Origin of the sequence: Candidatus Villigracilis affinis, from assembly GCF_016705895.1 — a bacterium.
Lineage (GTDB): Bacteria > Chloroflexota > Anaerolineae > Anaerolineales > Villigracilaceae > Villigracilis > Villigracilis affinis.
In genome coordinates this window covers 21,416-34,431 of record NZ_JADJKT010000030.1, presented here as the reverse complement: position 1 = coordinate 34,431, position 13,016 = coordinate 21,416, and the positions used below count along the sequence as shown (strand labels likewise).

The window sequence follows — 13,016 nt, the reverse complement described above, 5'->3', positions numbered from 1 at the left end:
AAAGAATAATCTGCGACGATAAAATCAGGGTGACATCCATAGGAGTCTGTTATGACACCAGTACGGGTCGTGATATTGATAGGGGTATGTATCCTTTCGGCATGCGGCAAACCTACGCCAACCCAAACGCCGCCTGTCCCCACCCACACATCCACACCGCTTGTCATTTCATCGGTGACACCGACCTTCACACCTGAAAACATTTACTATGTGGATGGAACGCGCGGTTCCGATTCACAATCTGGTTCCTTGGACCAGCCATGGCAGACGATCCAACAGGTGGTTGAGGTTGCAAAAGCAGGCGACCTGATCTACGTGCGCGGAGGCGAATACGAAGGCATCAAGAATGGATGGCACTTTGAGAACTCTGGCACAGCGTCCCAACCGATCACATTGACCAATTACCCGGGCGAGCAGGCGGTTTTCAAAATGCTTGCCACGGAACCCAATGACCGCCCCATATTCACCTGTTCGATCAATCCGCAAAATCCGCCAGATTGGCAAACGCCCAAGGCAGATCACATCAGAATTATCGGAACGGATGTAACTCCGCGCCGTCTTGCCAGCGGGGTTGAAAGCCAAAAAGGAATCGTCATGCAGGGAATGGAGGGTGAACAGTCCGCGGGGATCGTGGCCTCGGATTGCGATCATTGGGAGGTGGCCGGGGTGGATTTCATCGAAACCTCCAGCGGTATTTTCACGCTAAAAAACAACTGGGGCGGGGTTGAGGAACACAGCACCGACCACTGGTATGTTCACGATAATCGAGTTCTACAACTATTACCGCGAATCAGGGATGCAGTTCAACGGCGATGAGAACGTGATCGAGAACAACGAGATATATAAGGTCAGCGATGAGCTATACACCCCATTTGGTTGTCAGATGCTCAACATTCTTGGCGATCACAACATCGTCCGTGGTAACATTCTGAGCCGCCTGAACAGTCAGGCAGACTGTTCAGGCATCCTCTTTGAATGGGACCTGGCAGACATGAATATCGTCGAAGGCAATCATATCTTCGATGTGTTTTCAGGAATCAATCTTCAGGGCGGGGACAACAACCTCATCCAAAACAATGTGATTCATGCAAATAAAAACTCCACCGCAGAAGGCTGGGGGATCGGGATATTTTCATACGACGACATGGTCGGCTGGCCATGTGATGAAGAGAATGGTCCTCCGCAGGCGCTGCTCCCCGCCTAACGACCCTGCTCACCCTGATTATCAATACTACTTTACCCCGCGCAACTGCCTCTCATATGGCAATCAGGTCTATAACAACACGATCCACGGATTTGCAGATGGGATCCGCATTTACCCGCTGATCGCGGAAAACACCATCATACGCAACAACGCCCTTTCAGGCTGGACGCGCCCTAACGGAAGCATCTGCCATTACAACGCCAACAATGGGACTTGCCCTCCCCTCTCCGCGGAATTGATCGCCGACCACAACGTCAGCGAGGGTGATTTCGGTTTTGCAGATCTGCAAAATTTAGACTTTCACTTAATGGAAAACTCCCCGCTCATCAATGCAGGCTTCAACCTTGGCCTGCTGAATGGTTATGACTTTGAAGGCATCCTGCGGCCACAGGGAGCCGAATACGATATCGGCGCCTACGAATTTCCGCAGCCATAACATCAAGACATCCCTGCTTTACAAAGACACCCTGATCGCATTGGCATGTTTTTGCATGGGCATCACGTTGAAATGGCTCGCATATAAATGCAGCACTTCATCGACCAGTTTGAGTTTTTTATCCTGAGAAAGATTCATCGCGGGGAAAAAGGCAAGCTCCTTGATATCGTCGCAACCTAAAAAATCCAGCGGGTGCAAAAGCAGGGATGGCTGCGTGCCTGTAATGCGGCACAACCACAAGGCCATCCTGAAATAGAGCATCGCCAACGCCGGGGAGTAGGTGGCGATATAAATGATGTAGCTGACATGGATCGGGATCTTGAAGATCGGCATGGTCGTGACCGGGATCTCAATGATCTTTTGCTCAACCCCATCTTCGCTCCGCCAGAAATGCGCGCGGATCGGACGAAACCCATCCTTGACCGAACCGAACAGATTATCGCGTTTGCTCATTTCTTCGTCTTTGAGTTTCGCGGTCATAAAATAGTACAACCGTGCCAGCGGACCAATATAGGTTGGCAGGGTGGATGCGTCATACAGATATCCCCTGCGATTCAAAATCGCGATGACCGAGTCAGACACGCTGAAACCTGGTCCGCGAAAACCGATCGGCTTTTGCCCGGTCACCTTTTCGATAACCCCTTCCGCCTGGGCGATCTCCGCTTCAACTTGTTCCATGGTGTATTTTTGCAGCCATGGCTCATGATTAAAGGAATGATTGCCGATCTCATGTCCCGCCTCGGTCAGGGATTTTAGCGCGGCGCGATTCTTTTCCAACGCGGCATCCTGCCCAACGACGAAGAAGGTGATCTGCAAATTGCGCTCCTTCAGGAATTTCAAAACGCGCGGCACCACCACATCCAGATACGAAGGGAAGCTTTCCCAGCCTGCATCGCCGTGTGTCTTCATATAAGACCACAGGTTATCGAGATCAAGCGAAAGACTGGCAGAGGGTTTTGAATTGGTTTGCATACGTCCTCCTTACGGGTTCAGGATCAGCGCGGCAACTTCCTGCGCCTTGCGGCTGATCGATTCAACATTGGTCAGCGCGGGATATATCTGGGCATTCGACACCAGATACAAATTCTCAATGGGAGTCTGGATGGACGGAATCAGATGCGTGCCATTCAAAACATGCAAGGGCTCCACATACCGCTCGCGATGGACTTGAAAATCACGGATCCAACTACGCTGAAAGCTGGGGAACATCGTCTCAAGATGACTCAGCCATTGGGCTTTGATCTCCTCATCACACAAATCCTGATAGCGGCTGCCAGGCGCGGTGTACTTCGGCAGATACACCAAATGATGTCCGCCCACATATTGCGGATCGATATAGGATGTGGTCTCGATGATGCCTGTAAAAGGCAGGCTGTCATCGGTCAGGTTGAGGGTCCAGTAGCCGCTGAGGGGACGATCCAAAACCAACAACGGACAGACAATGCCGAGATACTGGGTGCCTCCAAGCAGTTCACGATAATCAAGCGGGGCATTCGGCAGCATGCGTTGAAAGACGGGCGGCTGGATCGTGGAAACGATGACATCAAAGCGATGCGATTCATTTCCAGTAATGATCTTCACAGCCCTGCCGTCTTCAATGTCAACGCGGCTGACAGGTTTTCGAAGGTGGATCAGGCCTCCCGTTGTCAAGATGCGGGCGGTCATCGCTTCGATCAATGTCATGTAACCGCCGATCAAATGTCCGCACTGTTCCTTTTGGTTGGCTCCACTGCGCGTGGACTTCATTCGCACAAGGCGCGACCAAATGTAAGTGGCAGGAGTGTTCTCAAAACCGCCGTCGAATTTGGCTTTCAGCATGGGCAGCCAGATGTTTTTATAAGTACCCTTGCCGCTCAGTGCCAGCAGCCATTTCTCGACACTGATGCTTTCGAGCTTGTGCCAGTCTTTGACGAATTGGGCATACAGCACGGTGAGACCGAGACGGAAACGGTCGATCCAGCCAAGCGGCGGAAAACGCAGAAACTCAAGGACGTTGTTCATGGAATGGATGCGGCCGCGATAAAAGAAACCCATGCGTGTTTCGTTGAAGCGCAGTTGATCGGCAATTCCAAGCTGGTTGCATAACCCGCTCAAATGACTGTCGCTGGAAAGAAGAGCATGATAGAAACGGTCGACCCTGGTTCCGTCTTCGAGGGTGATGGAACCAGCCAGCCCGCCGATCGTGGAAGAGGCTTCGAATATCTCAACTTCGGCGCCCCGCTCTGACAGGTAATAGCCGAGGCAGACCCCCATGATTCCACCGCCAATGATTCCAACCTTCATGTGAACCTTCCTTCCATTAATCGTTCGGGACGTTGTTGAGAATTCCAGCGATCAACTGCGCGGCTGTGCCATCTCCGTAAATGAAGGGATGCTCTGCTGGAGGCGAAAAGCTGAACCAGTTTTCGAGAATGGCCTGCTGCTCAGCGCCGACCAGTTTGTTCCAACCGACATCCACAGTGCCCACCCACTCAGTTTCATCACGCAGGGTGAGGCATGGAATGCCCATGTAATATGCCTCGCGCTGCACACCGCCCGAGTCGGTGGCGATCAGGCGTGCGTTCTCTTCCAGAGTAAGCATGTCAAAATAACCGACCGGGTCAATAATTCGCAGGGAATCAGCCAATTGGAGGTCGAGTGCTTCAAGCGCCTTGCGAGTCCGTGGATGCATCGGCAGGATGATGGTTTCACCTGTTTGGTCCAACGCTGAAAGAATAGACTTCAAGCGCAGCGGGTCATCGGTGTTGGCCGCACGGTGAATGGTGGCCAGCGCATATTTTTGAGGCTGAATTCCAAGCCGCGCAAGCACCGCTGATTTCGTGCGGGCCAGCGGACGGGCAAAGAGCAAGGCATCCAACATCACGTCACCCACTTGAAAAACGCTGTCTCGAATCCCTTCCGCGTGTAAATTTCGCACTGCCGCATGGCTGACACAAAAATGACGATCCGCCAAAGCATCCACAACGATGCGATTAATTTCTTCGGGCATGCGGCGGTTGAAACTGCGTTCCCCGGCTTCGATATGAGCAAAGGGAATACCCAGCTTGCTGGCAATCAAAGCAGCGGCCAGTGTGGAATTGGTATCGCCGCGCACGATCACATAATCGGGTGATTCCTTGAGCAGCACATCCTCCATGTTCACCATCATCTCAGCGGTCTGGCGCGCCTGCGAACCAGATCCCACGCCGAGGTTGTAATGTGGCGTGGGAATCTCAAGCTCGTCAAAGAACTGCTGTGACATTTTGTAGTCGTAATGCTGGCCGGTGTGCACCAGAATTTCCTGATGCGAATCACTGATCGCCCGGCTGACAGGCATGGCTTGAATGAATTCGGGGCGTGCTCCAACAACGGATACGATCTTCATGGTTGTTCTTTCTGGCTGATCCATTCCTTCGAAACAGAATCAGGCACGGGTGAGTCAGCTTCGATAGATCACAAGGACACCGATACAAATGAAGATAGTCCCAGCAATTCTGGCGAGGGTGATCTTTTCGTCGAACATCATCCACGAAGCCAGCAGCATGACCACGTAACTCAAACTGGCGAATGGATATGCATAACTGAGGTCTACACGGGAAAGGGCCGCCAGCCAGAAGATCGTCCCGACCAGATACAGCGCCAGCCCAAAGAAAACGCCGGGGTTGATGGCCATACGCCACAAGGTCGGGATCAGCCCATTCAAGCTCAAGGTGACCGAGCCAAGTTTATTCATGCCGCCTTTGAGCAAAAGCTGGCCCACCGTGCTAAAAAACACGCTGACCAAAATATACAGAATGGCAGTTTGCATACCCATCGCCTCTTTCACAGAATGCCTGTTCATCGTGTCCATCATTTAAGCCGTTCCCTGTGCCTGCATGTGCAACGTCATGCGCATGCGTTGCAGCAAGACCCATCCCATAAATTTCAGATGCGAACGAACGGTACGGGCAATGCGCGCCTTTGAAACGCCGTACATGCGCTTGTGCAGCACCGATGGAAAATCAACCGCATGAAAACCTCTCAGCATGGCTTTGACCAGCAATTCCGTGCCGCCGAGAAAATCGTTCGAATCAAAGCTCACCTCACGCACCACCCGCGCGCGATAGGCGCGGAACAGGCAGGTATAGGTGTAGACACTTCGGTCAACGAGGATTCGATACAACATCGAAGAGCCTTTGCTAAAAAGCAGACGATACTCCGGAACACCGATCACGCCCCCCTGCGGATGGTACGGCGATGCTGTGACAATATCGACCCCGGAAGTCAGGCAATTCAACAGGGCGGGGATCTCCGAAAATTGATAGGTCCCGTCACTGTCCACGGTCATCAGGATCTCACCACTGGCCTGGGATAACCCCGTGCGGATCGCCGCTCCCAAACCCGCGTTGACCTCGTGCCTGAGGAAATGAAAACTCAGCCCGGGAATCTTCACATCACAAAATCGTTCTTTCAACCGGGCACGCGTGCCATCACTGCTGCCGTCATCTACAAAGATCATCTCAACTGATTCGAGAGTCTCGTCGGCGTTCATCCGTCCACGCTCAAGCATGGATTGAATGACCGACAGCAGCTCATCATGGAGCTTCGGCACGTTCTCGGCTTCGTTAAAGCATGGGACGATCAAGGATAGTTTCATAGTTCAAGACCTTTGCCACGGTCTCGATAATGCAATCGAGATCGTCTTTCGTAAGTGAGGGATGCACCGGCAGAGAAAGCACTTCGCGGCTGGCTGTCTCAGCGATGGGCAAAGAGTCATGGTAGCCAAGCCCTTTGTAAAGCGGCTGTTGATGAATGGGCGTCGGGTAGTGAATGCCAACTCCCACCCCCCCATCCCGCAGTTTTTGGGCAGACGCGTCACGGTCCGGGATGCGGATGGTGTATTGGTGGAAGATATGTTCGCAGCCTTCGCGCACCTTTGGCACAACCACGCCCGGTATTTTCGCCAGATGCTCACTGAGATAGGCGGCGTTTTCGCGGCGAATATCATTCCACTGCCTGAGCTTTTCAAGCTGCACGAGTCCGATCGCAGCCGCAAGGTCGGTGGTGCGCATGTTGTAACCAAGCGAGACATGCTCATACGTACGCGGACTGCCGTGATTTCTAAGCAATCGTGCCCGTTCCGCCACCTGCGCATCATTGGTCACGATCATGCCGCCTTCGATGGTGGTGATGTTCTTGGTGGCATACAGTGAATAGCAAGCCGTGCCAAACGAACCGACGGGACGTCCCTTGTATGTGGCGCCATGCGCCTGACAGGCATCCTCGATGATCGCCAGCTTATGTTCGTGCGCGATCTCAAGGATCGCGTCCATATCACAGGCCTGACCATACAGGTGAACGGGCAGAATGGCTTTCGTACGCGGAGTAATGCGCTTTCTAATTTGGATGGGATCAATGGTGAAGTAATCTGGCTCGATATCCGCAAAGATCGGACGCGCGCCAACATACAGCGCACAATTCGCCGATGCGATAAAACTGAACGGCGAAGTGATCACTTCATCCCCCGTGCCGATCTCATGCGCCAACAGCGCAATGTGCAAAGCGGTCGTTCCAGAGGAGGTTGCAATCGCATGTTCCGCGCCGCACATCTGCGCAAAACGAGACTCAAATTCCCGCACCCGCGCTCCCTGAACCATCATTCCTGAATTGATCACTTCAAGGATCGCATCCTGTTCTTCTTTTCCGATCAAAGGTTTCGCGATGTTAATCATGTTAACTCTCCTGTGGTGTAAAGTCCCAATGACATATCGGGCAGTGATACCCTGCTTCCTTCTTTTCCATTTTTCTGCCACAGCCGCAGACGTAACCCGTCAGGCGCGCAGGATTGCCCACAACAAGTCCATGATCGGGCACATTGCGGGTGACAACTGCACCAGCGGCAATCAGCGCAAAACGGCCGATGGTGACGTTCGGCAGGATGACCGAACAAGCCCCGAGCGACGCGCCATACTTAACGAGAATGGGTCCAACAACCCAATCATCATTTCCCTTTAGCTGACCGTCCGGGGTGATCGCGCGCGGATTGCGGTCATTCGTCAAACAAACCTGTGGGCCGACGAACACACCGTCCTCCAAAGTAACACCGTGATAAACCAGGCTGCCATTCTGGATCTTCACGTTGTCGCCGATCTTCACATCGAAATCAACATACACATCCTTGCCGACAATACAATTCCTGCCAATATGGACGCCCTCGCGAATCTGAACCAAATGCCAGATGCGAGTCCCCGCGCCGATCTGAGCCTTCGGAGATACCTCCGCAGTGGGGTGAATACTTACGTTATCGTTTGTCATAGTTCCTCCTTTCTATATTTTGTCTTGCCACTATACAATCGGAAGCCAATATAATTCTCAACAACTTTTACTCCTCCATAGATAGAATTTTGTCTTTAATTAATGTTTCCGCCATGAAATCGGCCACAAGCTCATGCCCGCCTACTGTCCAATGAAGGTTGTTACGGTAATAGGGACATTCAGGCGCAGATTGAAGCGGCGTTCGTAAATCATAGGTTTCAATATCCAATTCACTGGCAATTTCCTGCGTCCACCTCTGCGGTTTATCCAGATCAAACATGGATTCATCAGACAGGTCATACCCTGTCGGGTAATACGCAATATCTTCAGGGCCGCAAACCTGAACCGGTACCGGGATCATAAAAACAATCATCCGTGCGCCCATCGCATCAGCCATAGCCTTGATTTGAGCAAATCGTTCGGCAACGCCGCTTTGCCCGGCGGCATCCGATTTCTTCTGCTCGCGAAGAAGGAATTCCGCTCCACTGTAATATCCTCCCAGGTCGGGTTTTTCCCGCAATAGATTCATTATTTCATCAAATCTTTTATGCAAAAAATGGCGGGTATGCGAAAGGCGAAGAGTTGCATACCAACTGGTGGCAGATGGTTTCCCAAACCCAATCTGTGCCCGGAAATCGTCATTACGTTGAAGCACATCAAGATAATCGTTCATGTAAAAACCAACGATAACGATATCCGGATGGTATTTGGGCATATAAGTCTGCGCCACTTCCGCATATTGATTTGGGCCGTACCCGGTAATCGCAAAATCCATGACCTCAATTTTGCGGTTCGGCAAACGTGTCATCAAAACCGATTCAAGCAGGCGGGGCCATGCCTGGTCTGTGTCAACGCCCTCTGCGCTTGTGAAGGCATCTCCAAAAGTCATTATGCGTATCGTGCCGGGAGCTTTTTGCTCGGGATAGGAAGGACCCGGAAAGCCCAGTTCATTGGATTTAACATAGTAATCATAGGATTCCCATCGCAGATGCGTGGTTTGATTTGGCTTTAAGTACCAGCCAAAATCATCATGAGGAGCCAAAGATGGCTGCTCCCCCCACACGATAACTTCCTGCGGATCGAATCGTTGTATCGCCAACTCAAAGCCCAAGGCACAAATGGACATGACAACTGCCGCCATCGCTGTCCATTTCACCAGCTTTTTCAGATCGTACTTTTTGAGTCGTGCAGTTAGCGGCTCAACGATCCTATTCACAATTTTCTCCAAACCTATGGCACCAATGATTGAACCAAGGATCGAAAGAAGTGTGCCTCCCAAGGCATGGATCGGCACTAAAATTGCCAGAATCGGATGGTGTACCAAATAAAGGGAATATGAATGCCTGCCTACCCAGGTAAAAACGCCTGCAATAGGGGAAGAAGTCTCTTTTTTATTACCTAATATCCCGTACAGGATGCCAAAGATTCCGACTCCCACCATAAAAGGTGCAACGGTCATCCCAGCCCAGGTGATAGAGAGAAGCGTTCCAGAAATATATAACCCGATGGATATGAACATTGTCCAACGGGAAGACATCAAGTCGTATACCTGTTGGGCGTTATTCCGAAGGCACCAGGCAAAGGCCATCCCAAAAGCAAATTCAGGCAATCGAGTGATAAAAAATGCACCATACAAAAGCGAACTGACTTTGAACTCAAAGAATATGACACCCGCGCGAACAATAAATGCGGCAAGAGAGCCAAACAACAAAAACTGAAAGGCTCCCATCCGTTTAAGGGCTTCCAAAAGTATTGGGTAGACCAGGTAAAGCTGGATGAGCAGCCCGATATACCACCAGGCGGGAGCGAAATAGAAGAAGGTGCCGGGGGACGCACGAAAACCAACCAGGCTGAGATAAAAATTGGGATCGCCCAGACTCATGTCCAATCCCTTTATGTCAGTCACATAACTTGCAACAAGAAAGAAAATATGAACGCCCCACCATAAAGGAAATATGCGGAACAAACGCTGTTTATAGAATTGGTCAACAGGGAACGAATCCTTGTATTTGGAAAGAACCCCCCAAGTCAGGCCAAAACCGCTCACCACAAGAAACAGACTAACTCCCTGATCTCCCAGCCAGCCGATATATCGCCAGATATTTACTGGAATAGTCCATACACCATAACCATCCAGAGGAATCCATTGGGCAATCCGCTCTTGCAGCGGAGGCCACCAGGAACCGGGGTTTCCAAGATATGGGCCGCCAAAAACAGCCTCAACCGCATGGTTAATAAAAATCCATATCAGGGCGATGCCTTTCATCCAATCAACCCAAAGCTGGCGCTGAAAAACACCGGGGGCGTTTACATATTCGATCACATCATGTTTCTTCTGCAAATTCATTTTCAAGTCCTTGCGATTCTCATTTTTTTAATTCGAACAAGTACGTTGAAAGCCCGATAAATTTTTCTTCCTTTATCAATTGCATGGCACCTTGGCCAGGATCTAGAAAAAACGATTTATAACGAATGGAAGATTCAGTCTGACTATCAGGAATGACCACCCAAAAACGGTCATGACCCGCGATGCATTGAGTCAATGCTCCTGAAATCGAAACGTCATCCTTGAGCCAGCCAACCATGCTGCACCCCGGAAGAGCACCTTCGTAATACCATTCGAACAATCTTTGTTCGATGTCATTTTGAAACCCAAAATCACCATCAGGGACGTATACGATAAGATCACCGGAATCAGGAGATTCATAGACATACTTCGCAGCATCCCTAACTTGCGGGTTGAAATCAGTCACATAGAAGTAGACCAGCCCAGGCACGATCATGATTGTCACTGTTCCCAACGAGACCAGTAACGGCACTGCTTTACGCGCATGGACCATGATCAACGCCAGCAATAGATACAAAGCGGGGGCAGCGTTGATGGTGTAATAAACCTTGTAGATCGGGATCATCAAAATGGAAACAATGAACGGCAGCAGAATGGGGAACAGCAGCCAAAAGCCAAGCAGGGTCAGTTTTTCCGAAAGTTCGGTCACATCACCAAGACTGGAGAGTGACCCTCTGGCTGAATCAATCCAGCTGCTTTTTCCCTGTCGGCTGGCATAGAACCAAGTACCTGCCAGCAGCAACGTGCCAGCTATTGCATAACTTACAAAGACAAGGTCCCAGCCGCTTTCACGGCGAAAAGGCAGGAGAAAACGATACATCGCATAAAACGGATGAAGCAGGGATGGCGGTGGGATGTTCCCGATGTTTAAGACGGCTGCATCCTCCATACCACTCGCGCCAAACAACAGCGGATAAAAATACGGTGCCATGGCAAGCACGATCAATGCCTGACATGCCAGCCAGGCGACCGTCATCTCCTTATATTTTTTCCAATACAGGAAGAAGAACAAATTCTGCGCCGCAAGAACAAACAGCCCGAACACATTGCTATAAACCATGAAGATGCTCGCCGCTCCGTTAAGAATAAAATAGAGATATTGCTTTCTGCGGAGAGATAGAATGAAAAAAAGGAATGAAAGCAGTGTTGTGAATTCAAAAAGACTGTAGAAGCGGGCCGTCTGGGAGTAATAGATCTGGAACTCGGAAATCGACATCAGGAAGGCGCTGAGCAGGCCAACCTCGCGACCAAACAATTCCTTTCCCACAAGGTAGAGAATGAAGATCGAGGCAACACCAGCCAACGTTGAGAATGAACGCGTACCTGTTTCGCTCAGTCCAAAAATCTGCACCCAAAAATGAAACGGAATGTAATACCCCGGCGGCTGGTCCAATCTGCCTGATTCAATAACCTGAGGAATGGTTTGTTGAACCTCATAAACTGTGTACATTTCATCAGACCAGTAACTCTCAGTGCCCAGATCGTAGAGTCTCAGAAGCGTGCCCAGCATAAGCACAAGGACGATCCAAATCCAGGAAAACTTTTGCACTTCATAAACAGAAGACGATGATCCTTTGGACATCATATCTCCATCAGGGAAGGCGAGCGGACATTAAGCAATGTTGTATAAAATTCTTCAAGGCGACAGACCAGTAGTTTCCAGTCATATACTGTGACGGCGGCATCTCTGGCATTGTCACCCAGCCTAAAGGCGATCTCAGGGTTTTTGAGCAGGTACAGTATCTTTTCAGAAAAATCGATAGGATCCCAACTGGCAAGAACTCCGATCTTGTGATCTTCGAAAAGGCCCTTGATATCTCCAACAGGATTCGAAACGGTGGGTCTTCCAAGACTCATATAATCGCATATCTTGTTGGGCCAGCGTCCAACGTTGTAAACTTTATCGGCAAGGGGCAGGACGAATAAGTCTGCGCAACTCAACGCCCAGGGAAGTTCTTCATCCTGCAAATAGCCGGTCAAATGAACATTGCTCTCCACGCCATAAGTTCTGACAAGTTCAACGACCGCATTGGAAGGCTTACCTGTGATAATAAGTTTTACATTCGGGTATTGTCTGGCTACGATGGACAGGGCTCGCAAAACAACACCCAGATCCAGGTGGGAATCCAAACTGGAAAAGCCGATGACAGGTGTTGACAAGGGCAGGCCAAAGCGTTCACGACAAATCATCTTCTCACGCGGACGGAAAATTTCGGGGAAGGTACCGCTGGGCAAATGCAGAATCCGCTCAGGACTTACCCCCAAGCCTTCGGCACGCCTGCCCAACGCCGAAGATATTACGGTGAGGCCTGCGCCTTGTGTGCGGAACGCTTCTTCATAGTAAGTCTCAACAGTACCGAATAGGAGTCGATACCACGCTGGGCGAACCTCGTCGATAAGCCCGCCGCGCCCCCACCAATCATTCCAATCGGTGACAAGCGGAATATCGTGACGTCGGCTGTAAAGCAGGGCTGGGTAAATTGTCGCCGGGCGGGTTTCAAAACAATGGATCAGGTCAAAGTGCTCGTGATTGTGACTCAAATATAAGATCCGATTAAGCAAGTCCCACGGATCCCAACCCGAGCGCAATTGTCCCCACAAAAGATCAGGGGTTTCGATCACCTGCACGCCATCCCATTCCGAATTGACAATGCCAAACCTGCGCTGGTCTGCAATAACGATCAGCGTAACCTTGTGCCCTCTTTGAACCAAATGCTTTGCCATGGCATGTGACCTGGGTCGTGACTTAAATCGAC

13 protein-coding genes are annotated in these 13,016 nt (G+C 50.8%); 3 read left to right on the top strand and 10 right to left on the bottom strand.

From position 1 onward, the window contains the following. Positions 1-51 precede the first annotated feature (51 nt). The 3 genes from IPI86_RS14285 to IPI86_RS14275 are packed head-to-tail and all read left to right on the top strand — an operon-like array spanning position 52 to position 1,640. Positions 52-816, top strand: a complete 765-nt coding sequence (locus IPI86_RS14285; protein WP_345298684.1) for a hypothetical protein — start codon at positions 52-54, stop codon at positions 814-816. After that, positions 752-1,204 carry a right-handed parallel beta-helix repeat-containing protein gene (locus tag IPI86_RS14280; protein ID WP_345298683.1) on the top strand — a complete coding sequence of 151 codons (453 nt, stop codon included), beginning with the start codon at positions 752-754 and terminating at the stop codon, positions 1,202-1,204. Before IPI86_RS14285 ends, IPI86_RS14280 begins: the two co-directional genes overlap by 65 nt. Continuing rightward, positions 1,164-1,640: a choice-of-anchor Q domain-containing protein gene (locus tag IPI86_RS14275; protein ID WP_345298682.1), complete on the top strand. Its 477-nt coding sequence runs from the start codon at positions 1,164-1,166 to the stop codon at positions 1,638-1,640. Before IPI86_RS14280 ends, IPI86_RS14275 begins: the two co-directional genes overlap by 41 nt. Before the next feature lie 18 nt (positions 1,641-1,658). Here IPI86_RS14275 and IPI86_RS14270 read toward each other — a convergent pair whose 3' ends face one another. From IPI86_RS14270 to IPI86_RS14225, 10 genes are all read right to left on the bottom strand, one after another. After that, positions 1,659-2,612, bottom strand: a complete 954-nt coding sequence (locus tag IPI86_RS14270; RefSeq protein WP_345298681.1) for a polysaccharide deacetylase family protein — start codon at positions 2,610-2,612, stop codon at positions 1,659-1,661. 9 nt (positions 2,613-2,621) lie between these two features. Next, the gene (locus IPI86_RS14265) at positions 2,622-3,923 is read right to left on the bottom strand and encodes an NAD(P)/FAD-dependent oxidoreductase (RefSeq protein WP_345298680.1); all 1,302 of its coding nucleotides are present in this window, start codon (positions 3,921-3,923) and stop codon (positions 2,622-2,624) included. 16 nt (positions 3,924-3,939) lie between these two features. After that, positions 3,940-5,004, bottom strand: a complete 1,065-nt coding sequence (wecB, locus tag IPI86_RS14260; protein WP_345298679.1) for a UDP-N-acetylglucosamine 2-epimerase (non-hydrolyzing) — start codon at positions 5,002-5,004, stop codon at positions 3,940-3,942. Between the two features lie 54 nt (positions 5,005-5,058). Continuing rightward, a complete protein-coding gene (locus tag IPI86_RS14255) occupies positions 5,059-5,427 on the bottom strand; it encodes an EamA family transporter (RefSeq protein WP_345298678.1) in 369 nt (122 codons plus the stop codon). Positions 5,428-5,472: 45 nt separating this feature from the next. Continuing rightward, the gene (locus tag IPI86_RS14250) at positions 5,473-6,255 is read right to left on the bottom strand and encodes a glycosyltransferase family 2 protein (RefSeq protein WP_345298677.1); all 783 of its coding nucleotides are present in this window, start codon (positions 6,253-6,255) and stop codon (positions 5,473-5,475) included. Beyond that, the gene (locus IPI86_RS14245) at positions 6,224-7,330 is read right to left on the bottom strand and encodes a DegT/DnrJ/EryC1/StrS family aminotransferase (RefSeq protein ID WP_345106315.1); all 1,107 of its coding nucleotides are present in this window, start codon (positions 7,328-7,330) and stop codon (positions 6,224-6,226) included. The genes IPI86_RS14250 and IPI86_RS14245 overlap by 32 nt, the downstream gene beginning before the upstream one ends. A 1-nt stretch (position 7,331) precedes the next feature. Beyond that, on the bottom strand, positions 7,332-7,913 hold the full coding sequence (locus IPI86_RS14240; RefSeq protein ID WP_345298676.1) for an acyltransferase: 582 nt from the start codon (positions 7,911-7,913) through the stop codon (positions 7,332-7,334). 67 nt (positions 7,914-7,980) lie between these two features. Beyond that, positions 7,981-10,260: an acyltransferase family protein gene (locus tag IPI86_RS14235; RefSeq protein ID WP_345298675.1), complete on the bottom strand. Its 2,280-nt coding sequence runs from the start codon at positions 10,258-10,260 to the stop codon at positions 7,981-7,983. A 19-nt stretch (positions 10,261-10,279) separates the two neighbouring features. Further along, the gene (locus IPI86_RS14230; RefSeq protein ID WP_345298674.1) at positions 10,280-11,845 is read right to left on the bottom strand and encodes a glycosyltransferase family 39 protein; all 1,566 of its coding nucleotides are present in this window, start codon (positions 11,843-11,845) and stop codon (positions 10,280-10,282) included. After that, entirely contained in the window at positions 11,842-12,984 is a 1,143-nt protein-coding gene (locus IPI86_RS14225) for a glycosyltransferase family 4 protein (RefSeq protein WP_345298673.1), read from the bottom strand. The genes IPI86_RS14230 and IPI86_RS14225 overlap by 4 nt, the downstream gene beginning before the upstream one ends. Between the last annotated feature and the right edge of the window lie 32 nt (positions 12,985-13,016).

Bases quoted from the DNA above. Each gene is read 5' to 3' on its own strand.
- IPI86_RS14285 (WP_345298684.1), top strand. From the start codon at position 52: ATGACACCAGTACGGGTCGTGATATTGATAGGGGTATGTATCCTTTCG.
- IPI86_RS14280 (WP_345298683.1), top strand. From the start codon at position 752: ATGTTCACGATAATCGAGTTCTACAACTATTACCGCGAATCAGGGATG.
- IPI86_RS14275 (WP_345298682.1), top strand. From the start codon at position 1,164: ATGAAGAGAATGGTCCTCCGCAGGCGCTGCTCCCCGCCTAACGACCCT.
- IPI86_RS14270 (WP_345298681.1), bottom strand. From the start codon at position 2,612: ATGCAAACCAATTCAAAACCCTCTGCCAGTCTTTCGCTTGATCTCGAT.
- IPI86_RS14265 (WP_345298680.1), bottom strand. From the start codon at position 3,923: ATGAAGGTTGGAATCATTGGCGGTGGAATCATGGGGGTCTGCCTCGGC.
- wecB (WP_345298679.1), bottom strand. From the start codon at position 5,004: ATGAAGATCGTATCCGTTGTTGGAGCACGCCCCGAATTCATTCAAGCC.
- IPI86_RS14255 (WP_345298678.1), bottom strand. From the start codon at position 5,427: ATGCAAACTGCCATTCTGTATATTTTGGTCAGCGTGTTTTTTAGCACG.
- IPI86_RS14250 (WP_345298677.1), bottom strand. From the start codon at position 6,255: ATGAAACTATCCTTGATCGTCCCATGCTTTAACGAAGCCGAGAACGTG.
- IPI86_RS14245 (WP_345106315.1), bottom strand. From the start codon at position 7,330: ATGATTAACATCGCGAAACCTTTGATCGGAAAAGAAGAACAGGATGCG.
- IPI86_RS14240 (WP_345298676.1), bottom strand. From the start codon at position 7,913: ATGACAAACGATAACGTAAGTATTCACCCCACTGCGGAGGTATCTCCG.
- IPI86_RS14235 (WP_345298675.1), bottom strand. From the start codon at position 10,260: ATGAATTTGCAGAAGAAACATGATGTGATCGAATATGTAAACGCCCCC.
- IPI86_RS14230 (WP_345298674.1), bottom strand. From the start codon at position 11,845: ATGATGTCCAAAGGATCATCGTCTTCTGTTTATGAAGTGCAAAAGTTT.
- IPI86_RS14225 (WP_345298673.1), bottom strand. From the start codon at position 12,984: ATGGCAAAGCATTTGGTTCAAAGAGGGCACAAGGTTACGCTGATCGTT.